This window comes from Pseudomonas sp. Z8(2022) (assembly GCF_025837155.1).
Taxonomy (GTDB): Bacteria; Pseudomonadota; Gammaproteobacteria; order Pseudomonadales; family Pseudomonadaceae; genus Aquipseudomonas.
The window spans coordinates 3,070,095-3,092,078 of the sequence record NZ_CP107549.1 but is presented as its reverse complement, the minus strand read 5'-3'; the positions used below and the strand labels follow the sequence as shown (position 1 = coordinate 3,092,078).

Here is a 21,984-nt window from a genome sequence, read left to right as displayed (position 1 = left end):
ACACGGGACACACCATGACGGATCAATCTAGCACCCTCTATGCCAAGCTGCTCGGCGAGACAGCGCCGATTCGCTGGCAGGAACTGCAGCCATTCTTCGCTCGTGGCGCGCTGCTCTGGGTCGAGGGCAATCAGGATCTGGTGGCGGTCGCACAGGCCGTGGCCGAGAACGATCAGACGCGTGTCGCGCAGTGGATGAACCAGGGCCTGCTGTGCAAGTTCGAAGATTCACGTGCCGAAGATCTGCTCGCGCGTGATCCGCAACTGTGGGCAGTGGTGGTGGCGCCCTGGGTGCTGGTACAGGAGAGGGCAGGTAGTTCGGCTTTGCACTGAAATGATGCATGCAGGGCTGCGGGTCGCGGGCTAGACTCTGCGGATCCGCCCGTCAGGGTGCGCGCAGCATCAAGACAAAGGAGTGAACCCATGTTCGAACCCGGCCATCTGCATCGCAGCAATCCTCCCGGCCAGAGCGGCCAACCCGGTTACAGCATCGATTTCTACTATGAAGTGCGTGAGGACCCGCAGGAGGGCCCCATGCTGCACGGGCGCCTGGTAGGCGAGATCGAAGGCAAGGCGTTCGAAGAAGTCTTCGAGATGCATCGCGATACCGCATTCAACTTCGCCAGCGTGATTTCACGGCTGACGGCCAGGCATGGTCTGCCCGCCAACCATAGCCTGATCATGTCGGCGCATGCCGAGTACGACGCGATCTTCGAGGATATTCGTGCCAAGCTGCACGCCAGGCCGGGAGACTCGGTAGATCTCGATCACCTGGAGCGTGACGGTCTATAGGCAGCGGCTCGATGTCAGACATGAGGGCATAAAAAAACCGGATTCAGAGATCCGGTTTTTTGTGGGTTCGCGTCGCGATTCAGGCGGCGACGAAGCCGGCAGGATAGGCCAGCGAGGCCTGGCTGCTCTGCACTTCGGCAATGGTTTCGCGAACCACCTGCTTGGCCAGACAGGCGCATTTGCCACACTGGCTGGCGATGCCCAGGCTGCCGCGGACTTCGCGGTAGCTGCAGCAGCCCTCATAGACCGCATCGCGGATTTGAGTATCGGTGACACCTTCACAGAGGCAGACGTACATAAGCAAGGCTCGTCTTGGTGGTTCTGTTCGATGGGACGGATACTAATGTTAATGAGAATGCTTGTCAAAGATCGATTGCGAATGTTCGCAGCTACTGACGAACGGTCCGGGACCTGAGCAGGCATAAAAAAACCGGCGTCAGCCGGTTTTTTATGCGCAGGTGTAGCTGACGGAACTCACTGATCGAACTCGTCCCAGCCGCCCATTTCCTTCCAACGATTGACGATCCCGCAGAACAGCTCGGCGGTCTTCTCGGTGTCATAGCGCGCCGAGTGCGCTTCCTTGCCATCGAACTCGATGCCGGCAGCCTGGCACGCCTTGGCCAGCACGGTCTGGCCGTAGGCGAGGCCTGCCAGCGTGGCCGTATCGAAGCTGGAGAAGGGATGGAAGGGGTTGCGCTTGATGCCACAGCGAGCCACAGCGGCGTTGAGGAAACCCAGGTCGAAGCTGCTGTTGTGCCCGACCAGGATCGCGCGCTTGCAACCGGCCGATTTGATCGACTTGCGCAGGCCCTTGAAGATTTCCCCCAGGGCATGCTCCTCGCTCACCGCCATGCGCAGTGGGTGGTCGAGCTTGATGCCGGTGAACTCCAGTGCAGCCGCTTCGATATTGGCGCCCTCGAAGGGTTCGACGCGGAAGAAGTGGGTGTGATCCGGATAGAGGAAGCCGCTCTCGTCCATGGCGATGGTGGTCGCCGCAATCTCCAGCAGGGCGTCGGTGGCGCAGTTGAAACCGCCGGTTTCCACGTCCACAACCACCGGCAGATAGCCGCGAAAGCGCGCTGCCATGGGCGTGCGCGGCCCGGACGGCAGGCTGGGTTCGAGTTCGTCTTCGTAGTTGTCTTCGCTCACGCCTGGCCCTCCAGCAGTTTCCAGTGCAGGGTTTCGCCGGCGCGCAGCGGTACCACGCTGTTCTCGCCCAGCGGCAGGGTAGCCGGCACGGTCCATTCTTCACGCACCAGGGTGATGGAGTCGGTGTTGCGCGGCAGGCCATAGAAGTCCGGGCCGTGGAAGCTGGCGAAGGCTTCCAGCTTGTCCAGTGCACCACGCTGTTCGAAGGCTTCGGCATACAGCTCGATGGCGGCATAGGCGGTGTAGCAGCCGGCGCAGCCGCAGGCGGCTTCCTTGGCGTGCTTGGCATGCGGTGCCGAATCGGTGCCGAGGAAGAACCTGGCGTTGCCGCTGGTGGCGGCGTCGAGCAGGGCCTCCTGGTGCACGTTGCGCTTGAGAATCGGCAGGCAATAGAAGTGCGGGCGAATACCACCGACCAGCATGTGATTGCGGTTGTACAGCAGGTGGTGAGCGGTGATGGTGGCGCCGACGTTGGCCGAGGCCGCTTCGACGAACTGCACCGCATCACGCGTGGTGATGTGCTCGAACACCACCTTCAACGTCGGGAAACGCTCGACCACGCGAGTAAGGTGTTCGTCGATAAAGGTCTTCTCGCGGTCGAATACGTCGATTTCGCTGCGGGTCACTTCGCCATGCACCAGCAGCAGCATGCCGACTTCGGCCATGGCTTCCAGCGCCGGGAAGATTTTGTCGATGCTGGTCACGCCCGAGTCGGAGTTGGTGGTGGCACCGGCCGGGTAGAGCTTGGCGGCATGCACGTAACCGCTGGCTTTGGCCGCGCGTATGTCTTCGGGGCTGGTGTTGTCGGTGAGGTAAAGCACCATCAGCGGCTCGAAGCGGCTACCAGCCGGGCGCGCAGCGAGAATGCGCTGGCGATAGGCGTCGGCCTCGGCGGCATTGCGTACCGGCGGTACCAGGTTGGGCATGATGATGGCGCGGCCGAAAGTGCGCGCGGCATCGCCGACGGTGTGTGGCAGCACCGCGCCATCGCGCAGGTGAATGTGCCAGTCATCGGGACGCAGAAGAGTCAGGCGGTCGGACATGAAGGGTTCCAGGCGGGTAAAACGTGGCCGCATGTTAACTGAAAAGCGTCTGCTCGCGCTCGCGCCGACGCGACAATCGAACGCAGGGGGTCAAGTTTCCGCGCGCCTGACCGATACCCTGTAAAAATGCCCTGAACCGCCGTGGAGCCTGTCGTGCGTGCGCCTAATTACCTCCTGATCAGCCTGCTGGCTGGCATGCCTCTGTGCCTGCCAGCGCACGCCATCAGCTTCCAGACCCGGCTGGAGAAGGTGGAGTGGACGGTGGAGGGCGATCAGTTCGAATGCCGCCTGAGCCAGCCGATCAGCAACTTTGGCAGCGGCGAGTTCGTGCGCCGCGCGGGTGAGCAGGTCACCTTCCGCCTCAAGGCCCGTGAGCGCTGGATGGGCGCGGGTTCGGCGACCCTGCTGGCGGCAGCGGCGCCCTGGCAGCCAGGGCGCGGCGACATCAATCTGGGTGTGGTCAGCGTCGGCAATGGCGAGGTGCCGTTCAACAGCTCGCAGGAGCAGGGTGCACGCCTGCTCACCGGTCTGCTGGAAGGGCGCAGCCCGGTGGTGCGCCATCGCACGCTCAATGGCGGCGACAATCTGGAAGTGCGGTTGCTGCCGGTGAAGTTTCACAAGGCCTATGACGATTACCAGGCGTGCACCGCCAAGCTGCTGCCGGTCAATTTCGATCAAATTCGCCAGGCGCAGATCGGCTTTCCCGGTGGCGGCATCGATCTCGACCCAATGGCCAAGGCCAAGCTCGATATCATCCTCGACTTCGTCAAGGCTGACCCGAGCATCAACAGCTTTCAGATCGACGGTCACGCCGACAACAGCGGCAATCGCCTGACCAATCGTGATCTTTCCCGTCGCCGTGCCTTGGCCGTGCAGGAGTATCTGATAGCCGGGGGTATTCCGGCCGAGCAGATCACCATGCGCTTTCATGGCGAGCGTTACCCGCTGGTGCCGAACAACAGCGAAGCCAATCGTGCCAAGAACCGCCGCGCAACCTTGCGTCTGGATCGTGTGCCGCAGCAGAGCGTTCCCGATCCCGCCACCACGCCGGTCGAGGCGTCAGGTAGCGAGCCCAGCTGAGCGACTTTGGCGTCGCCTGGTCAGCTCCGTCTGTCGCACCCCTGTAAATTGGACCGCTTGGCCAGTAGAATTACCGGCTTTCCGTACAACCCGTGGAGTGGATGGCATGGCGGACGTCAAAAAGGTAGTTCTGGCCTATTCCGGTGGCCTGGACACCTCGGTGATCCTCAAGTGGCTGCAAGATACCTATAACTGTGAGGTGGTGACCTTCACCGCTGACCTCGGTCAGGGCGAGGAGGTCGAGCCGGCCCGCGCCAAGGCTCAGGCCCTGGGCGTCAAGGAAATCTATATCGATGACCTGCGCGAAGAGTTCGTCCGCGACTTCGTCTACCCGATGTTCCGCGCCAACACCGTCTACGAAGGCGAGTACCTGCTGGGTACTTCCATCGCCCGTCCGCTGATCGCCAAGCGCCTGATCGAGATCGCCAACGAGACCGGCGCCGACGCCATCTCCCATGGTGCCACCGGCAAGGGCAACGACCAGGTTCGCTTCGAGCTGGGCGCCTATGCGCTGAAACCGGGCGTGAAGGTGATCGCCCCCTGGCGCGAGTGGGATCTGCTCTCGCGCGAGAAGCTGATGGACTACGCCGAGAAGCACGCCATCCCGATCGAGCGCCACGGCAAGAAGAAGTCGCCGTACTCCATGGACGCCAACCTGCTGCACATTTCCTATGAAGGCGGCGTGCTGGAAGACACCTGGACCGAGCACGAAGAAGACATGTGGCGTTGGACCAAGTCGCCGGAAGCGGCGCCGGATACCCCGACCTACATCGAGCTGACCTACAAGGCCGGTGACATCGTCGCCATCGACGGCAAGGCCATGACCCCGGCGCAGGTGCTGGCCGAGCTGAACCGCATCGGTGGCGAGAACGGCATCGGTCGTCTGGACATCGTCGAGAACCGCTTCGTCGGCATGAAGTCCCGCGGCTGCTACGAGACCCCCGGCGGCACCATCATGCTCAAGGCCCACCGTGCCATCGAGTCGATCACCCTCGACCGTGAAGTGGCTCACCTGAAAGACGAGCTGATGCCGAAATACGCCAGCCTGATCTACAACGGCTTCTGGTGGAGCCCTGAGCGTCTGATGCTGCAACAGATGATCGACGCCTCCCAGGCCAGCGTGAACGGCGTGGTACGCCTGAAGCTGTACAAGGGCAACGTCATCGTCACTGGCCGTAAGTCCGACGATTCGCTGTTCGACGCCAACATCGCGACCTTCGAGGAAGATGGCGGCGCCTACAACCAGCAGGACGCGGCGGGCTTCATCAAGCTCAATGCCCTGCGCATGCGCATTGCCGCCGGCAAGGGCCGCAAGCTGGTCTAAGCTGAGCTGTTGCGTCACCGGAACCCCGGCCCATGTGCCGGGGTTCTGCATTATTACGGGAGCACAACCTGATGAGACTGCTGCATACGATGTTGCGCGTCGGCGATCTGGAAAAGTCCATCGCCTTTTACACCGAAGTGCTGGGCATGACCCTGCTGCGGCGCAAGGATTATCCGGACGGCCAGTTCACCCTGGCGTTCGTCGGCTACGGCGACGAAGCGCACAACAGCGTGATCGAGCTGACCCACAACTGGGGCGTCGATCACTACGAGCTGGGCACCGGCTACGGCCATATCGCTCTGGAGGTCGAGGACGTCTACAAGGCCTGCGAGGACATTCGTGGGCGCGGTGGCAAGATCACCCGCGAGCCCGGCCCGATGAAGCACGGCACGAGCATTCTGGCCTTCGTCGAGGATCCGGACGGCTACAAGATCGAACTGCTCTCGCCGTCGCGCAGCGACTGAGTAGAAATGAAAAGCCCCGCGATTGCGGGGCTTTTTCTTGCGACGTATTCAGATATCGAAGTCGTATTCGGCCAGCTGCTTGTGCAGGCGACGCTCTTCGAGAAAATTGTCGATGATACGGCGCTTGGTCAGGTTGGTCTTGGCGACTTCCACCACAGGCTCGGCATCGTCTGCATCGTCCGCGACAAAGTCTTCGTCCAGTTCGAGATCTTCTTTGTCAGTGCTCATCTATTCCACTCCAGGCCAGCTACCGGGGGCCATTTGCGCACCTTATAGCGGCAAAAATTGAGCGGGTAAAAAAGATTTTTTCAATCAGAAGATCGCCAGATTCTATGGTCGATCAATCGTCGGAGGTTTTCGCCTTGTACTCGCACAGATCCTCGATGCGGCAGGCGCCGCAGCGTGGTTTGCGCGCGGTGCAGACGTAGCGCCCGTGCAGGATCAGCCAGTGGTGGGCATCGAGCAGGTAGTCCTTGGGCACGAACTTGAGCAGCTTCTTTTCCACTTCCAGCACATTCTTGCCCGGCGCGATGCCGGTGCGGTTGCTGACGCGGAAGATGTGGGTGTCGACGGCCATGGCCAACTGGCGAAACGCCGTGTTGAGCACCACGTTGGCGGTCTTGCGGCCGACGCCGGGCAGGGCTTCGAGGTCCTCGCGGTTGTCCGGGACCTGGCTGCCATGTTTCTCGATCAGGATGCGGCAGGCCTCGATGACGTTCTTCGCCTTGCTGTTGTACAGGCCGATGGTCTTGATGTACTCGGAAAGGCCCTCGACGCCCAGGGCATAGATGGCCTCCGGCGTATTGGCCACCGGAAACAGCTTGGCCGTGGCCTTGTTGACGCTGACGTCGGTGGCCTGGGCCGATAACGTCACCGCCACCAGCAGCTCGAAAGGTGTGCTGTAGGCCAGTTCGGTCTTCGGCTCTGGGTTGTCTTCGTGCAGACGGCGGAAGATTTCCAGGCGTTTCGCGGCGTTCATTCAATGACTCCGGTAACCCGAACGCGACGGCTTTGCGCTGGTACTTCGGGCGCGGCCGCCTTGGCCCGCTCGGCGGCAATCTGATCGATGCGGTTCTTGCCGGCGATCAGCAGGCCCAGAACGATAAAGGCGCCCGGTGGCAGGATGGCCAGCAGGAAGCCGCGGTAGTCGTGCGCCAGGGTAAGTTTCCAGTCTGCGGCAATGGGGCCGAACAGCAGGTGCATGTTGGCGAACAGCGCGCCGGTGCCGAGCAGCTCGCGGATGGCGCCGATCAGCACCAGCACCAGGCCGAAGCCCAGGCCCATCATCAGCCCGTCATAGGCGGCGCGGGCCGGGTCATGCTTGGCGGCGAAGCCGTCGGCGCGGCCGAGAATCACGCAGTTGGTGGTGATCAGCGGGATGAAGATGCCGAGGATCTGATACAGCTCGTAGGTGTAGGCCTGCATCAGCAGCTCGATGCAGGTGGTCAGCGCCGCGATGATCATGACGAAGGCCGGCAGGCGCACGGCAGTGTTGACCACGCCACGCACCAGCGACACGGCGGTGTTCGAACACACCAGCACTACCGCACTGGCCAGTGCCAGGCCCAGGGCGTTGACCGTGGAGTTGCTCACCCCGAGCAGCGGGCAGAGACCGAGCAGTTGCACCAGCGCCGGATTGTTCTTCCACAGGCCGTTGAGGCTGATTTCGCGGTAGCTGGTCATTGTTCTCCCTCCGCCTGGCCCAGCAGCTGGGCGCGATGCGTGTCGAAGTAGCGCAGGGCGCCGTGCACGGCCCTGACCACGGCGCGTGGGGTGATGGTGGCACCGGCGAACTGGTCGAAGTCGCCGCGATCCTTCTTCACCGCCCAGCCGTCTTCGCCGGGATCGTTCAGGGATTTGCCCTCGAAGCTGCGTATCCAGTCGCTCTTGGCCAGTTCGATCTTGTCGCCCAGGCCGGGTGTTTCCTTGTGGCCGAGCACACGCACGCCAGCCAGGTGGCCATCGGCGAAGATACCCACCAGCAGGTGGATGGCGCCGCTGTAGCCGTCCGGCGCGGTCACCGGCAGGATCAGTGCGCTGGGCTGACCGTCCCTGAATCCCAGGTAGGCCGACTGCGGGCTGCGGTGACCCAGCTCGGGGGCGTTGAGCTCGATGCGGTTATCCAGCAGGTGGTTGTCGTAGCTGCCGTCCGGCAGGATCTCCGCCAGGGCGCGCACCTGCGCTTCGCGCTCGGCATGGGCGATGCGCTCGGCTGTGCCCTGTTGCAGCAGGGCGACTGTGCCGACGGTGCCGATGGCGAACAGGCCGAGCACCAGGGCGTTCTTCAGCATCGAGCGGCTGATTTCCGGCAGCATGCTCATTCTCCCAGCTTGAAGCCACTATTGGGCTTGCGGTGGCCGTAGCTGCGCGGCCGGGTGTAGTAGTCGATGGTCGGCGCGGCCAGGTTCATCAGCAGCACGGCGAAGGCCACAGCATCCGGGTAACCGCCCCAGGTGCGGATCACGTAGACCAGTACCCCGACGCCGATGCCGAACACCAGGCGGCCGCGATTGCTGGTGGCGCCGGATACCGGGTCGGTGACAATGAAGAAGGCGCCGAGCATGGTGGCGCCGGTCAGCAGGTGGAACAGTGGCGAGCCGTTGGAATCCGAGCCGCTGCCATTCCAGAACAGCAGGCTCATGACGAACAGGGCGGCAAGCATGCCCACCGGCGCGTGCCAGGTGATCAGGCGCTTGTGCAGCAGGTACAGGCCGCCGGCGAGAAACGCCAGGTTGATCGCCTCGCTGCCGGCACCGCCGAAATGGCCGAAGGCAGGGTTGCTGGCGTGCAGTTCATCTATGGTCAGGCTCTTGTTGACCTTCAACGCGTCCAGGGCAGTGGCCTGGGCCCAGCCGTCGGGCAGGCTGGCAATCCCGAGGATGTGCTTGATGCCGTCCAGTGCGGCGACACCATGTGGTGCGGGCCAGCTGGTCATGTCGACCGGGAAGGAGATCAGCACCACTACGTAGCCGACCATAGCCGGGTTGAACGGGTTTTGCCCGAGACCGCCATAGAGCTGTTTGCCGAAGCCGATGGCGAAGCCGCAGGCGATCAGTGTCAGCCACCAGGGCGAGTAGGGCGGCAGGGCCAGCGCCAGCAGCACGGCGGTGACCAGGGCGCTGTAGTCCTTGAGAAAGAATGCGACTGGGCGTTTGCGCGCAGCCAGCAGCGCAGCTTCGAAGCCCAGCGCACAGGCGCAGGCCCAGATCAGGTTGAATAGGGTGCCGGCGCCAAACAGCCAGGTCAGCGCGATAATGCCGGGCACGGTGGCCAGCAGCACCTGCAGCATGACCTGCTGGGTACGGTTGCTGCCCGTGGCGTGGGGCGATGTGATGCGGGGCAGGGCCATCGGCGCTCCGGTGGTTCTGTTACTGCGTCCGTGGTGATCGCAGTGGTGTTCATTCCCCGGATTGCATCCGGGCTACGGTTGTCTGTGTCGCCCGGATGCAATCCGAACGGTTGTTACGACTGGTACTCGGCCAGTTTGCGTTCGGCTTCGGCCAGGCGGGTACGCGCCTGTTCCAATGCGTCGGCGGCGGCGCTTTCGTCACGCTCCAGCTTGCGCAGGTCGGCACGGGCGAAGGCCACTTCGGTCTTCAGGGCTTTCAGCTCGGCGTCGACCCCCGGGCGTTCGGTGCGTACCAGCTCCGGTGCCGGCTTGCCCGAGGCAGCCTCGGCGGCATGCAGGGCCTGCTCGGCGGCGGCCAGGGCCGCGCGCAACGGTTGCAGTGCGGCTTCGTCGCTGCCGGCCTTCTCCGCCTTCTTCAACTCGGCGCGTTTCATTGCCAGTTCGATCTTGGCCTTCTTCAATGCCTCTTCGCCGGCGGGTTTGGCTGCTGGTGCAGGGGCCTGGCTCTGCAGCTCGGCCAGAGACTTCTCGGCTTCTTCCAGTTGCTGGCGCAGGCGGGCGATTTCGGCCTGCTGATCGTCGTCCGGCGCTTCGATCTTCTCCAGCTTTCGCAACTGGGCCTTGAGCATGGCAGCTTCGATCTTGGCCTTTTTCAGCGCTTCGTCACCGGCAGGTTTGGCAGCAGGGGCGGGGGCCTGGTTCTGCAGCTCGGTCAGGGACTTCTCGGCTTCTTCCAGTTGCTGGCGCAGGCGGGCGATTTCGGCTTGCTGATCGTCGTCCGGCGCTTCGATCTTCTCCAGCTTTCGCAACTGGGCCTTGAGCATGGCGGACTCGATCTTGGCCTTTTTCAGCGCTTCGTCTCCCGCCGGCTTGGGCGCGGGAGCGGGGGCTGCCGCCTGGGCATCGGCCAGGGCCTTTTGTGCAGCTTCGGCAGCGGCGCGCAGTTCGCTGACCTGCGCCTGCAGTTCGGGCGTATCGTGGGCGGCCAGCTGTTTTTCTGCCTTCTTCAGCGCGACCTGAGCCATGCTGGCTTCGATCTTGAGCTTCTTCAGGGCTTCGTCGGCTGGCGAAGCTGCTGTTGCAGGAGGGGCTTCGGCCTGCGCTGCCTTGGCTCGGGCGGCTCTTTCCGCGCGGGCCTTGCGTTCGGCTTCCTTCTGCTCTTCGGCGCGGCGCAGGCGTTCCTGGCGTTGCTCGAAGCGCTGTTTGGAATGTTCGGCCTTGAGCTGTTTCTGTTCCAGCTCGCGAATTTCCGCCTTGGCCACGCGGTAGTACTGCACCAGCGGAATGCTCGAGGGGCAGACATAGGCGCAGGCGCCGCACTCGATACAGTCGAACAGGTTGTGCGCCTTGAGCTGCTCATGCTCCTGCCCTAGGGCGAAGAAGTGCAGTTGCTGTGGCAGCAGGCTGGCCGGGCAGACCTGGGCACATTCGCCACAGCGGATGCACGGCATGGCCGGCGCTGGCGTTGGCAGTTCTGCAGCGGTACTGGCCAGCAGGCAGTTGCTGGTCTTGATCAGCGGCACATCGAGACTGGGCAGGGTAAAGCCCATCATTGGCCCGCCCATGATCAGGCGGTTGAGCTTGTTCTGGTCGAGCCCGGCAAAGCTCAGCAGCTCGCCGACCGGCGTGCCGATCAGCGCCTCGACGTTGCCGGGGCGCGCCAGCGCTTCGCCGGTCAGGGTGGTGATGCGCGAGATCAGCGGCTTGCCTAGCAGTACGGCATCGTGGATGGCCACGCAGGTGCCGACGTTCTGGCAAAGAATGCCGATATCCGCCGGCAGGCCGCCGCTCGGAACCTCGACGCCGGTGAGAATCTGGATCAGCTGTTTTTCGCCACCGGACGGGTATTTGGTCGGGAACACGCGCACCTGATAGTCGCGGCCAGCGCAGGCAGCGCGCACGGCGGCGATGGCCTCGGGTTTGTTGTCCTCGATGCCGATCAGCACCTGCTGCGGCTGGATCAGGTGAGTCAGCACGTCGATACCGGCTACCAGTTCGGCGGCGCGTTCGCGCATCAGCAGGTCATCGGCGGTGATATAGGGTTCGCATTCGGTGCCGTTGATGATCAGCGTGTGGATTTTCTGCGTCGGCCGTGCAGTGAGCTTGACCGCCGTGGGGAAACCGGCGCCGCCCAGGCCGTTGATGCCGGCCTCGCGGATCAGCGTCAGCAGGTCGCCATGCTCCAGGCTGCGGTAGTCGGCTGGTGGCGTCAGCTCGATCCACTCGTCGAGGCCGTCGCTGTCGATGACGATGGCTGGCGCCAGCATGCCGGAAGCATGTGGATAAGGCTGTTCGCCGATGAAGGTGACGGTGCCGGAGGTCGGCGCGTGCAACGGCACGCTGACGAAGCCGCTGGCATTGGCGATCTTCTCGCCCTTGCGCACGCGCTGGCCAACGCCGACGCAGGGCTCGGCGGGCGCGCCGATATGCTGGCCGAGCGGCAATATCAGGCGCCTGGGTAGCGGCACCTGCCGAATCGGCGTGCGGTTGGACAGTTCCTTGCGTTCGGCCGGATGAATCCCGCCCGGAATGTCCCAGATTTTCATGGCGTCAGCCTGGTTTGCCTGCGCTGCGCCCATGTTGTCCTTCGACATGACACTCATGCGGCCTGCTCCCGGTCACTGGCGATCAACTGGCCGGGTGGCAGCGGTTTGTCCCACTTCCAGCTCTGCACCGTGCTGCCGACTTCGATCATGTCGATGCAGTCCACCGGGCAGGGTTCGACGCACAGGTCGCAACCGGTGCACTCGCTGACGATCACCGTATGCATCTGCCGCGCCGCACCGACGATGGCATCCACCGGGCAGGCCTGGATGCACTTGGTGCAGCCGATGCATTCCGCTTCGCGGATGAATGCGACCATCTGCGGCTTCTCGCCTTCCACCGCATCCAGTGGTTCGGGCTCGACGTCGAGCAGATCGGCCAGCGCAGCAATGGTGGCTTCGCCGCCGGGCGGGCATTTGTTGATCTTGTCGCCGCCGGCGATGGCCTCGGCGTAGGGCTTGCAGCCGGGATAGCCGCATTGGCCACATTGGGTCTGCGGCAGCAGGGCGTTGATCTGCTCGGCGATCGGGTCGCCCTCGACCTTGAAGCGTACGGCGGCGAAACCGAGGATGGCGCCGGCGATCAGGCACAGCGCGAGCAGGGCAAGGACCGCGACCAGAACCAGGCTCATAGCTTGATCAGCCCGGAGAAGCCCATGAATGCCAGCGACATCAAGCCGGCAGTGATCATGCCGATGGCTGCGCCCTGGAAGGATTTCGGCACGTCGGCGATGGCGATGCGTTCACGCATGGCGGCGAACAGCACCAACACCAGGGAGAAGCCCAGTCCGGCGGCGAAACCATTGGCGGTGGCAGTGATAAAGGTGAATTCGGCCTTGTTGGCGTTGAGCAGGGCGACGCCGAGGACGATGCAGTTGGTGGTGATCAGCGGCAGGAAGATGCCCAGCACTCGATAGAGCAGCGGGCTGGTCTTGTTCACCACCATCTCGGTGAATTGCACCACCACGGCGATCACCAGGATGAAGCTGATGGTGCGCAGGAATTCCAGATCCAGCGGCTTGAGGACGTATTGCTGCACCAGGTAGCTGCACATCGCCGCCAGGGTCAGCACGAAGGTGGTCGCCAGGGACAGGCCGATGGCGGTTTCGATCTTTTTCGACACGCCCATGAACGGGCACAGGCCGAGGAACTGCACCAACACGAAATTGTTGACCAGGATGGCGCTGACCATGATCAGGACGAGTTCGGTCATCGGTTTGCCGTCGAATGCCCAAAGGCCTTAGGAAAAGGGCGCCTATTATCGGGAAGCGGCCCTGGCCATACAAGCCGGATGCGCCGATTTGCCTGCCGTTGGCGACCTTTCGTCACGCCTCGTTCAACGACTGGTCAGGCGTTTCCACAGTTTGCGCGGCCCCAGCGCATCAGGCTGAGGAAGGGTAGGCCGATTGCTCGGAACAACCGGCCGGTGCTGCCAGCAGCGCCACTACCATCCATGGCTTCATCCTCGCCTCCTGGCGTTTGGCTTACTTGACGCGTTGGCCCGGCTTGGCGCCGCTGTCCGGGCTGAGCAGGTAGATTTCCTCGCCACCGGGGCCGGCGGCCAGGACCATGCCTTCGCTGACGCCGAACTTCATCTTGCGCGGTGCCAGGTTGGCCACGTACAGGGTCAGGCGGCCTTCCAGCTTGCTCGGGTCCGGGTAGGCGGACTTGATGCCGGAGAACACGTTGCGTTTCTCGTCGCCAATATCCAGCGACAGGCGCAGCAGCTTGTCGGCCCCTTCGACGAACTCGCACTTCTCGATCAGGGCGATGCGCAGGTCGACGGCGGCAAAAGCATCGAAGTTGATCTCGGGGGCCAGCGGGTCTTTCACCAGTTCGCCGTTGCCGGTGGGCTTGGTGGCCTCGGCGGCCAGGTCTTCCTTGGACGCTTCGACCATGGCGTCGATCTTCGCCGGCTCGATGCGGGTCAGCAGCGGGTTGAACGGGTTGAGCTGGTGGTTGGCCAGCGGCAGCACGAGGTCGGCCCAGGTTTGCGGTTTCACGTTGAGGAAGGCTTCGGCGTCGGCAGCCAGTTTTGGCAGCACAGGCTTGAGCATGATCACCAGCTGGCGGAACAGGTTGATACCCAGCGCACAGATTTCCTGCACCTCGGCCTGCTTGCCTTCGACCTTGTTCAGAGCCCAGGGCGCCTTGTCGGCGATCCAGGCGTTGGCGCGGTCGGCCAGCGCCATGATCTCGCGCATGGCGCGGGAGAAATCACGTGCTTCGTAGGCCTCGGCGATGCTCGGCGCGGCGGCCTGGAAGGCCTCCCACAGTTCCGGCTCGGGGTTGGCGGCAACCAGCAGGCCGGCGTTGCCCTTGTGGATGAAACCGGCGCAGCGGCTGGCGATGTTGACCACCTTGCCGACCAGGTCGGAGTTGACCTTCTGCACGAAGTCTTCGAGGTTCAGGTCGAGATCGTCCACGCCACGGCTCAGCTTGGAGGCGTAGTAGTAGCGCAGGTATTCCGGGTTCAGGTGATCCAGGTAGGTGCGCGCCTTGATGAAGGTGCCGCGGGACTTGGACATCTTCTGCCCGTTCACGGTCAGGTAGCCGTGCACGTTGACCCCGGTCGGCTTGCGGTAGCCGGCGCCTTCGAGCATGGCCGGCCAGAACAGGGCGTGGAAGTTGACGATGTCCTTGCCGATGAAGTGGTACAGCTCGGCAGTCGAGTCCTTGTTCCAGAACGCATCGAAGTCCAGCTCCGGGCGCCGCGAACACAGGTTCTTGAAGCTGGCCATGTAGCCGATCGGCGCGTCCAGCCAGACGTAGAAGTACTTGCCCGGCTCATCCGGAATCTCGAAGCCGAAGTACGGCGCATCGCGGCTGATGTCCCACTCCTGCAGGCCGCCATCGAGCCATTCGGCGATCTTGTTGGCCACGGCGTCCTGCAGGGTGCCGCTGCGGGTCCAGCTCTTCAGCATGGCCTCGAAGTCGGGCAGCTTGAAGAAGAAATGCTTGGAATCCTTGAGCACCGGCACCGCACCGGAAATGGCCGAGCGCGGGTTCTTCAGCTCGGTCGGCTCGTAGGTGGCACCGCATTTTTCGCAGTTGTCGCCGTACTGGTCCTCGGCCGCGCATTTCGGGCAGGTGCCCTTGATGAAGCGGTCGGCGAGGAACATGCCCTTCTCGGGATCGAAGTACTGGGTTACCGAACGGGTAGCGATATGCCCGGCATCGCGCAGCTTCAGATAGATGGCCGCGGACAGCTCGCGGTTCTCCTCCGAGTGGGTGGAGTGGTAGTTATCGAAGTCCACCCCGAAGCCGGCGAAGTCGGCCATGTGCTCGGCGCGCACGTTGTCGATCAGTTGCTCGGGCGTGATGCCTTCCTTTTCGGCGCGCAGCATGATGGCCGAGCCGTGGGCGTCGTCGGCGCAGACGTAGATCGCCTGGTTGCCGCGCAGTTTCTGATAGCGCACCCACATGTCGGTCTGCACGTACTCGAGCATATGGCCGAGGTGGATGGAGCCGTTGGCGTAGGGGAGGGCGCTGGTAACGAGAATCTTGCGGGCTTCGGTCATGGTGATCGGCTGCACTGGTAAAACGAGGGAAGTCGGCAACTATAAGGGAAGCGACAAGCTTCAAGCTACCTGCGGCAAGGAAAAGCGCATGCTGCATTGCATTGGAAGGCTGCTGTTATGATGAGGGCCTGTTTTTCTGCCTGCCTTCTGGAGTCCTTGCATGAGTGCCGTCACCCGCGAAGCGGTCGAAGCCTGCCTGCGTCAGTTCACCGACCCCCATCTCGATCAGGACCCGGTCAGCGCCGGGTGCCTGCGTGAGGTCGATATTCAAAGCGGGCGCGTCGCCGTGCGCCTGGAGCTGGGATACGCTGCCGGCCTGTTCAAGAACGGCTGGGCGCAGATGCTGCAGATGGCGCTGGAGAACCTTGGCGGTGTCGACAGCGCGCGGGTGCAGGTCGATTGCGTGATCGAGTCGCATCAGGGCCAGGCACAGGTGCCGGCGCTGGCCGGGGTGAAAAACGTGATTGCCGTGGCCTCGGGCAAGGGCGGCGTGGGCAAGTCCACCACGGCGGCCAACCTGGCGCTGGCGCTGGCCCGTGAAGGCGCACGCGTGGGCATTCTCGACGCCGATATCTACGGCCCCAGCCAGGGCATCATGTTCGGTATCGCCGAGGGTACGCGGCCACAGGTTCGTGATCAGAAGTGGTTCGTGCCGCTCGAGGCCCATGGCGTGCAGGTGATGTCCATGGCCTTTCTCACCGACGACAACACGCCGATGGTCTGGCGCGGGCCTATGGTCAGCGGCGCCTTGCTGCAGCTGATCACCCAGACTGCCTGGAACGATCTGGATTATCTGGTGGTGGACATGCCACCGGGCACCGGCGACATACAGCTGACTCTGGCGCAGAAAGTGCCGGTGGCCGGCAGCGTGATCGTCACCACCCCGCAGGACCTGGCCCTGCTCGATGCCAAGAAGGGCGTGGAGATGTTCCGCAAGGTGCATATCCCGGTGCTGGGCGTGGTGGAGAACATGGCCGTGCACATCTGCTCCAACTGCGGCCATGCCGAACATCTGTTCGGCGAAGGCGGGGGCGAGAAGCTCGCCGCGCAATACGGCGTGGAGCTGCTGGCGTCGTTGCCGCTGTCGATGGCCATCCGCATGCAGGCCGATGATGGCAAACCGACCACCATCGCCGATCCGGAAAGCCAGATCGCCATGATCTATCAGGACCTGGCGCGCAAGGTCGGCGCGCGTATCGCCCTGGCCGGCAAACCGGCGATGCCGAGCATCGAGATCAGCGAGGACTAAGAGCGGCCGCGACGCGGCCTTCTGATGACCCTCTCCCATTTATGGGAGAGGGTGCCCGAAGGGCGGGAGAGGGCGATGGACGACTGCGATGCTGATTCTCTGCCGCTTGGGGAGACGTCTGCATGGATGCAGGAGGCAGGGCGACGCAGGACGCCAAAGCCGAGGGTGCTCGAAGGGCGGGAGTGGGCAATGCAGGCGACCCGGTCCTGGCTGGGCGAAGCCCAGTCAGAACACGCTTCTGTAGGAGCGGCTGGGCGGCATTCGGCTTCAGCCGCGAATCGCGGATAAATCCGCTCCTGCAAAGGCGTGCAAACAGCCATAAAAAAACCCCGCACTAGGCGGGGCTTTTTTCAAGCGGGGTAGCGCAGGTTAGATAACCTGAACTTCCTCAGCCTGCATGCCTTTCTGGCCACGGGTAGCCACGAAGGAAACCTGCTGGCCTTCCTTCAGGGTCTTGAAACCGTCGCTCTGGATGGCTTTGAAGTGTACGAACAGGTCGTCACCGGATTGCGGGGTGATGAAGCCGTAGCCTTTCTCATCGTTGAACCACTTGACGGTGCCAGTCTGACGATTGGACATGTGATGTCTCCTAACAAAAGTAATAACAGCCCTGGAAAAGCCCAGGCCGGGACTGAGTGCAACGAGTACTAGGAGTCGGACGATGTTTGGATCGAAATCTGGGCATCTAGTAGCGATTCGCGGTGACACATGCAGCACAGTGGAGACACCATACGTGTTTTTATCGCCAAGTGCGAATAGTCGATGCAGCTTTTTTGCAAATAATGACTAGCGGGTGCGCTGGCAAGCTTTGAAGCGTGGCCCTCGCATCGGTAAGATGCGCTCACTTTTCCAGTAACCGCCCACTCAGGACACCCCCGCCATGAGCATCAAATCGGACAAGTGGATTCGCCGCATGGCCCAGGAACACGGCATGATCGAGCCGTTCGTAGAGCGCCAGGTGCGTGGCGCCGACGACAGTCGGGTGATTTCCTACGGCGTGTCCAGCTACGGCTACGACGTGCGCTGCGCCGACGAATTCAAGGTGTTCACCAACATCCACTCGGCTGTGGTCGACCCGAAGAATTTCGACGAGAAGAGCTTCGTCGACATCAAGAGCGACGTCTGCATCATTCCACCGAACTCCTTCGCCCTGGCCCGTACCGTCGAGTACTTCCGCATTCCGCGTGACGTGCTGACCATCTGCCTGGGCAAGAGCACCTATGCGCGCTGCGGCATCATCGTCAACGTCACGCCGCTGGAGCCGGAGTGGGAAGGCCACGTGACCCTGGAGTTCTCCAACACCACCAACCTGCCGGCGAAGATCTACGCCAACGAAGGCGTGGCGCAGATGCTGTTCCTGCAGTCCGATGAGGCCTGCGAGGTCTCCTACCGCGACCGCGGCGGCAAGTATCAGGGGCAGACGGGCGTAACCCTGCCGAAAGCCTGATCAATAATGCGAGTATCAGAAGCCGGGCAATGCCCGGCTTTTTCATGAGCGCGAGCGTTTGGTCGGATAGGCTGAATTTACTTCCTGTATGGGGCTCCACCGGTAACCCCATGCACAGGAGACGCCCCATGCCTTTGCTCGACCTCAACATGGCAAGCATTCCCGGCCAGCCCGAACCTGATATTCCCGATCAGCCAGGTAAACCCGTGCCGCCGCAGGAGCCGGGCGAGCCGACGCTGCCGGATCAACCGCCACCGGCGCCAGTGGCGCAGTGTCGGCCTCGGGAGATTTTCGAGCGCTGTGTGGCGCCAGCAGAGCGCATCGCCGGCGAGTGGCATTGAGCAGGTACGCAGACGAAGAAGCCGGGCAATGCCCGGCTTCTTTTTTTTAGCAGCAGAAGTCAGGGCGCCAGCGGCAGCTCGCGCTTGTGACGCGAGGCGTCATAGGTGCGCACGATGGTGGCGTAGGCCTCGTCGCTGACCTTCTGGCCATGCAGGAAGGCGTCGATCTCGGCGTAGGTGACACCGTGGGCTTCCTCGTCCGGCTTGCCGGGACGCAGTTCCTCCAGGTCGGCAGTGGGCGTCTTCTGCACCAGATGTTCCGGCGCGCCCAGGTGCGCCGCGATGGCGCGTACCTGGTGCTTTACCAGGCCCGACAGCGGAGCGAGGTCACAGGCACCGTCACCGAACTTGGTGAAGAAACCCATCACCGCTTCGGCGGCATGATCGGTGCCGATCACCAGGCCGTTGTTGGCGTTGGCGATGGTGAACTGGGCGACCATGCGAATGCGCGCCTTGACGTTACCGATCACGAAATCGCGTCGGGCATCGTTCAGCTGTTGCAGATGGCTGACCTGCTGGACCAGGCCGTTGACGCTGTCGGCGATGTTGACCGTAACGTTCTCGTCGGCACGGATGAAGTTCAGCGAGGCCTGGGCATCGTGCTCGTCATGCTGGGTGTTGTGCGGCAGGCGTACGGCGATGAAGCGATAGCCGGCATCGCCGGTTTCGGCGCGCAGCTCCTCGACCGACAGTTGGGCCAGGCGCCCGGCGGTGGTCGAGTCCACGCCACCGCTGATGCCCAGCACCAGCACTTTGAGGCCGGACTGTCTGAGGGTGTTCTTGATGAAGGTCTTGCGGCGTTCGATTTCGGCGCTCAACGCGGCGTCGTCGGCAAACGGCGGCACCACGTCGAGGGCGGCGGCGATTTCGGCTTGGCGGTTGCTCATGTCTGGCTCCTCACTGGGTCACGCGAAAGACGTGTTTCAGGTAATGGACGAAGTTCTCGTCGCGGCACTGGGTTTTGCCGGGGGTGTCGGAAATCTTGGCTACCGGTTGACCGTTGCAGGCGATCATCTTGATCACGATGTTCATCGGCTCGACGCCAGGGATGTCGCAGGTCAGGTTGGTGCCGACTCCGAAGCTTACGTGGATTCGCCCGGAAAGTGCACGGTAGAGCTGTAGCGACTTGGGCAGGTCGAGCCCGTCGGAGAACACCAGGGTCTTGCTCATCGGGTCGATGCCGAGTTTCTCGTAGTGGGCGATGGCCTTTTCCGCCCATACCAGCGGGTCGCCGGAATCGTGGCGCAGGCCGTCGAACAGCTTGGCGAAGTACAGGTCGAAGTCGGCCAGGAAGGCATCCATGGTGATGCAGTCGGTCAGGGCGATGCCGAGCAGGCCACGGTATTCGCGCACCCAGCAGTCGAGCGCGGCGATCTGGCTGTCGATCAGACGCGGGCCGAGCTGCTGGTGTGCCATCAGCCATTCGTGGGCCATGGTACCGATGGGCTTGAGGTCGAACTCACGCGCCAGGTGCACATTGCTGGTACCGACGAATCGCCCGGGAAAGTCGCGCTTGAGGATGTGCACCGCCTGTTCCTGCACGCGGTAGGAGAAGCGACGACGGGTGCCGAAGTCGGCAAGCTGAAAACCGGCCAGTTCGCGTGGCGTCGCCTCAGCCTTGAGCCAGTCGAGCTTTTCGTACAGGCGTTCGGCGGCCTGCTCCAGCAGCACTTCGCGGTAGCGATAGCGGTTGCGTACCTCGCTGACCACAGCCAGCAGCGGCACTTCGAAGAGAATCACGTGCAACCAGGGGCCGCGCAGGCGGATGCTCAACTGGCCGTCCTCGATGCTGGTGTGCACGTAGCGCAGGTTGAAGCGGAACAGGCTGAGGAAACGAATGAAGTCCGGTTTGAGGAAGGGGATGCGTTCGAGAAAGGCCAGCTGATCGACGCTCAGGCTGAGTTCGCTCAGGCGTTCGATCTGGTAGCGGATCTCGGCCAGGTAAGGCGTCAGGTCCTCGCTGCTGCGGCAGCGAAACTCCCATTCCACCTCGGCGTTGGGGTAGTTGTGCAGTACCGCCTGCATCATGGTCAGCTTGTAGAAATCGGTATCCAGCAGGTTCTGCACGGTGCGTTCGGCGAAGATGCTTTCGCTCATCGCAGGTTCTCCTTGGCTAAGACGCGGTCCAGCTGTTCTAGGCTGGCGACAAGAGTGATGCCGTGCTCGCCCATGATGAGACAGGCAGTTTCGGCGGTTTCGCTGGCGATGGCCCGGCAGGCTGGCAGATACACGATCACCTCGAAGCCGGCGCGGCGCAGTTGCAGGGCGGTGGTCTTGACGCAGTAGTCCAGTGCCAGGCCGCCGACCAATACTAGGTCGACGCCATTTTGCCGAAGAAATTCGATCACGCCCGTGCTGCGCTTCTCGGCCAGATCGTGGTAGCAGGCGCCATAGGGGTGCAGGTCCGGTTCCACGCCCTTCCATACGAAATAGTCGTAGTCCAGCGGGGCGGGCAGACCGTCGAGCAGTTCGAAGCCGGGCGTGCCGGGTACGCAGTGGCTGACCCAGGTCAGATCGGCATTGGCCAGCGCCAGCGGTTGCAGCATCTGCGTGTGGTCGGCTACCACCCAGGCCGCCTGCGGGCTGTGGGCGTCCTTGCTGCCAACGCGCAGCTGAGCACGGGCTGCCAGCAGATTCAGTGCTGGGGCGATGGTATCGCCCTCGGGTACGGGCAGTTCATTGGGGCAAAGCGGCGTAAAGCCTTTCTGGGCGTCGACGTCGAAGCTTGCGATCTTCATGGTGCGCCTCCTTGTTGCGCTTGGAATGACTACATATTTCATCTGATGAAATATGTAGTCAAGCCTTTTCTGCCAATTCAGGCGTGAACAAAGATGAATTATTGGTCAAGATGAAATAAGTCCGTGATGGAGGCGAATGGAAGGATGAGTTCAGTGGAGGTGCTGGCCGGGGTGGATATCGTCGCCCTGCGTCTGAGTGAAGAGGGGATATTGCAGGTGCTGCTGCTGCGCCGGCAGCGCGAACCCTTCATGGGCCAACGGGCGCTGCCGGGCGTGCTGGTCAACGGTCGTTGCGCCGATGCCAGCCTGGATGCCTCCGCCGCTCGTGCTCTGGCGGACAAGGCGCGCCTGCAACCGCAATATCTGGAGCAGGTGACAACTGTGGGCAATGGAGTACGTGATCCGCGTGGCTGGTCGCTGAGTATCTGCTACCTGGCGCTGCTGGCGCCTGACGTTGTGCCGCAGGATGAAAACCTGGAGTTTGTCGAGTTGGCCGCTGTGACTTCCGGGCAGCAGGCATTGCCATTCGACCATGCGCATCTGGTGCGCCTGGCGGTCGAGCGTCTGCGTGGCAAGTCGGTGTACAGCTCGCTGCCGCTGTATCTGCTGGCTCCACGCTTTACCGTGACCGAAGCGTTGGCGGCATTCCAGGCCTGCCTGGGCGAGCCGGTACAGCACACCACCCTGCGGGGGCGGTTGGAGCGGATGAAGACCCAGGGCTGGATCGGCGAGACTGGCGAGAAGAACTACCCGAAGATGGGAAGGCCGCAGAATCTGCTGGAGCATCGGCCTTTGGCGGCCGAAGTGTTCGTTTTCGACCGCAATCTGCTGGCCTGACAACCTTGCGATTTGCCGGCAGCAAGTGCTCGAACGTGTGGTTGGAAATAATGCGGGCAAAAAAATAGGCGCCAGAGGCGCCAGGGGAGCATTTCAATCGATGCACAG

Annotated in this window: 25 protein-coding genes; 9 read left to right on the top strand and 16 right to left on the bottom strand. The window is 62.9% G+C overall.

What is annotated here, in order from left to right:
• Window positions 1-14 precede the first annotated feature (14 nt).
• Both OEG79_RS14735 and OEG79_RS14730 read left to right on the top strand, forming a co-directional pair.
• A complete protein-coding gene (locus OEG79_RS14735) occupies window positions 15-332 on the top strand; it encodes a DUF2288 domain-containing protein (protein ID WP_264145727.1) in 318 nt (105 codons plus the stop codon).
• Between the two features lie 90 nt (window positions 333-422).
• Window positions 423-791, top strand: coding sequence for a DUF5064 family protein (locus tag OEG79_RS14730; RefSeq protein ID WP_264145726.1), 369 nt, complete (start codon window positions 423-425; stop codon window positions 789-791).
• A 79-nt stretch (window positions 792-870) separates the two neighbouring features.
• Here OEG79_RS14730 and OEG79_RS14725 read toward each other — a convergent pair whose 3' ends face one another.
• The 3 genes from OEG79_RS14725 to pyrC all read right to left on the bottom strand — a co-directional run bounded on the left by OEG79_RS14725 (window position 871) and on the right by pyrC (window position 2,983).
• On the bottom strand, window positions 871-1,089 hold the full coding sequence (locus OEG79_RS14725; RefSeq protein ID WP_037055480.1) for a bacterioferritin-associated ferredoxin: 219 nt from the start codon (window positions 1,087-1,089) through the stop codon (window positions 871-873).
• 176 nt (window positions 1,090-1,265) lie between these two features.
• Window positions 1,266-1,940 carry a ribonuclease T gene (gene rnt, locus OEG79_RS14720; RefSeq protein WP_264145725.1) on the bottom strand — a complete coding sequence of 225 codons (675 nt, stop codon included), beginning with the start codon at window positions 1,938-1,940 and terminating at the stop codon, window positions 1,266-1,268.
• Window positions 1,937-2,983: a dihydroorotase gene (gene pyrC / locus OEG79_RS14715; protein WP_264145724.1), complete on the bottom strand. Its 1,047-nt coding sequence runs from the start codon at window positions 2,981-2,983 to the stop codon at window positions 1,937-1,939. The genes rnt and pyrC overlap by 4 nt, the downstream gene beginning before the upstream one ends.
• Before the next feature lie 153 nt (window positions 2,984-3,136).
• Here pyrC and OEG79_RS14710 point away from each other — a divergent pair, with 153 nt between their 5' ends.
• The 3 genes from OEG79_RS14710 (at window position 3,137) to gloA (ending at window position 5,851) form a co-directional block, all read left to right on the top strand.
• Complete coding sequence (locus OEG79_RS14710; protein ID WP_413247511.1) at window positions 3,137-4,063, top strand: flagellar protein MotY; 927 nt, start codon at window positions 3,137-3,139, stop codon at window positions 4,061-4,063.
• A gap of 106 nt (window positions 4,064-4,169) precedes the next feature.
• The gene (locus OEG79_RS14705; protein ID WP_264145723.1) at window positions 4,170-5,387 is read left to right on the top strand and encodes an argininosuccinate synthase; all 1,218 of its coding nucleotides are present in this window, start codon (window positions 4,170-4,172) and stop codon (window positions 5,385-5,387) included.
• A gap of 71 nt (window positions 5,388-5,458) precedes the next feature.
• Window positions 5,459-5,851 carry a lactoylglutathione lyase gene (gene gloA / locus OEG79_RS14700; protein ID WP_264145722.1) on the top strand — a complete coding sequence of 131 codons (393 nt, stop codon included), beginning with the start codon at window positions 5,459-5,461 and terminating at the stop codon, window positions 5,849-5,851.
• Between the two features lie 48 nt (window positions 5,852-5,899).
• Here the strand turns inward: gloA and OEG79_RS14695 are convergent, their stop codons facing one another.
• From OEG79_RS14695 to metG, 9 genes are all read right to left on the bottom strand, one after another.
• On the bottom strand, window positions 5,900-6,079 hold the full coding sequence (locus tag OEG79_RS14695; RefSeq protein WP_264145721.1) for a PA3496 family putative envelope integrity protein: 180 nt from the start codon (window positions 6,077-6,079) through the stop codon (window positions 5,900-5,902).
• A gap of 112 nt (window positions 6,080-6,191) precedes the next feature.
• On the bottom strand, window positions 6,192-6,830 hold the full coding sequence (nth, locus tag OEG79_RS14690) for an endonuclease III (protein ID WP_264145720.1): 639 nt from the start codon (window positions 6,828-6,830) through the stop codon (window positions 6,192-6,194).
• The gene (locus tag OEG79_RS14685) at window positions 6,827-7,534 is read right to left on the bottom strand and encodes an electron transport complex subunit E (RefSeq protein WP_264145719.1); all 708 of its coding nucleotides are present in this window, start codon (window positions 7,532-7,534) and stop codon (window positions 6,827-6,829) included. Before OEG79_RS14685 ends, nth begins: the two co-directional genes overlap by 4 nt.
• On the bottom strand, window positions 7,531-8,166 hold the full coding sequence (gene rsxG, locus OEG79_RS14680; RefSeq protein WP_264145718.1) for an electron transport complex subunit RsxG: 636 nt from the start codon (window positions 8,164-8,166) through the stop codon (window positions 7,531-7,533). The genes OEG79_RS14685 and rsxG overlap by 4 nt, the downstream gene beginning before the upstream one ends.
• A 2-nt stretch (window positions 8,167-8,168) precedes the next feature.
• Window positions 8,169-9,200, bottom strand: coding sequence for an RnfABCDGE type electron transport complex subunit D (locus tag OEG79_RS14675; protein ID WP_264145717.1), 1,032 nt, complete (start codon window positions 9,198-9,200; stop codon window positions 8,169-8,171).
• Window positions 9,201-9,313: 113 nt separating this feature from the next.
• Window positions 9,314-11,803: an electron transport complex subunit RsxC gene (rsxC, locus tag OEG79_RS14670; protein WP_413247510.1), complete on the bottom strand. Its 2,490-nt coding sequence runs from the start codon at window positions 11,801-11,803 to the stop codon at window positions 9,314-9,316.
• Window positions 11,800-12,375 (bottom strand): electron transport complex subunit RsxB, encoded by a 576-nt coding sequence (gene rsxB / locus OEG79_RS14665; protein WP_264145716.1) that lies wholly within the window; start codon window positions 12,373-12,375, stop codon window positions 11,800-11,802. Before rsxB ends, rsxC begins: the two co-directional genes overlap by 4 nt.
• Window positions 12,372-12,956 (bottom strand): electron transport complex subunit RsxA, encoded by a 585-nt coding sequence (gene rsxA, locus OEG79_RS14660; RefSeq protein WP_037001303.1) that lies wholly within the window; start codon window positions 12,954-12,956, stop codon window positions 12,372-12,374. Before rsxA ends, rsxB begins: the two co-directional genes overlap by 4 nt.
• A 271-nt stretch (window positions 12,957-13,227) precedes the next feature.
• The gene (metG, locus tag OEG79_RS14655) at window positions 13,228-15,264 is read right to left on the bottom strand and encodes a methionine--tRNA ligase (protein ID WP_264145715.1); all 2,037 of its coding nucleotides are present in this window, start codon (window positions 15,262-15,264) and stop codon (window positions 13,228-13,230) included.
• A 160-nt stretch (window positions 15,265-15,424) separates the two neighbouring features.
• On the opposite strand from metG, the gene apbC reads away from it, so the two are divergent.
• On the top strand, window positions 15,425-16,513 hold the full coding sequence (gene apbC / locus OEG79_RS14650) for an iron-sulfur cluster carrier protein ApbC (RefSeq protein WP_264145714.1): 1,089 nt from the start codon (window positions 15,425-15,427) through the stop codon (window positions 16,511-16,513).
• Between the two features lie 369 nt (window positions 16,514-16,882).
• Here the strand turns inward: apbC and OEG79_RS14645 are convergent, their stop codons facing one another.
• Window positions 16,883-17,092 (bottom strand): cold-shock protein, encoded by a 210-nt coding sequence (locus OEG79_RS14645; protein WP_013714598.1) that lies wholly within the window; start codon window positions 17,090-17,092, stop codon window positions 16,883-16,885.
• A 301-nt stretch (window positions 17,093-17,393) separates the two neighbouring features.
• On the opposite strand from OEG79_RS14645, the gene dcd reads away from it, so the two are divergent.
• A complete protein-coding gene (gene dcd, locus OEG79_RS14640; protein ID WP_264145713.1) occupies window positions 17,394-17,960 on the top strand; it encodes a dCTP deaminase in 567 nt (188 codons plus the stop codon).
• Window positions 17,961-18,088: 128 nt separating this feature from the next.
• Window positions 18,089-18,301 carry a hypothetical protein gene (locus OEG79_RS14635; RefSeq protein WP_264148765.1) on the top strand — a complete coding sequence of 71 codons (213 nt, stop codon included), beginning with the start codon at window positions 18,089-18,091 and terminating at the stop codon, window positions 18,299-18,301.
• Window positions 18,302-18,360: 59 nt separating this feature from the next.
• Here OEG79_RS14635 and nadE read toward each other — a convergent pair whose 3' ends face one another.
• From nadE to OEG79_RS14620, 3 genes are read right to left on the bottom strand one after another with little or no spacing between them, the layout of a single operon-like run.
• Complete coding sequence (nadE, locus tag OEG79_RS14630; protein WP_264145712.1) at window positions 18,361-19,188, bottom strand: ammonia-dependent NAD(+) synthetase; 828 nt, start codon at window positions 19,186-19,188, stop codon at window positions 18,361-18,363.
• A 10-nt stretch (window positions 19,189-19,198) separates the two neighbouring features.
• Window positions 19,199-20,398 (bottom strand): nicotinate phosphoribosyltransferase, encoded by a 1,200-nt coding sequence (pncB, locus tag OEG79_RS14625; protein ID WP_264145711.1) that lies wholly within the window; start codon window positions 20,396-20,398, stop codon window positions 19,199-19,201.
• The gene (locus OEG79_RS14620; RefSeq protein WP_413247509.1) at window positions 20,395-21,081 is read right to left on the bottom strand and encodes a nicotinamidase; all 687 of its coding nucleotides are present in this window, start codon (window positions 21,079-21,081) and stop codon (window positions 20,395-20,397) included. Before OEG79_RS14620 ends, pncB begins: the two co-directional genes overlap by 4 nt.
• 102 nt (window positions 21,082-21,183) lie before the next feature.
• On the opposite strand from OEG79_RS14620, the gene OEG79_RS14615 reads away from it, so the two are divergent.
• Window positions 21,184-21,876 carry an NUDIX hydrolase gene (locus OEG79_RS14615; RefSeq protein WP_264145709.1) on the top strand — a complete coding sequence of 231 codons (693 nt, stop codon included), beginning with the start codon at window positions 21,184-21,186 and terminating at the stop codon, window positions 21,874-21,876.
• The last annotated feature ends 108 nt before the right edge of the window (window positions 21,877-21,984 follow it).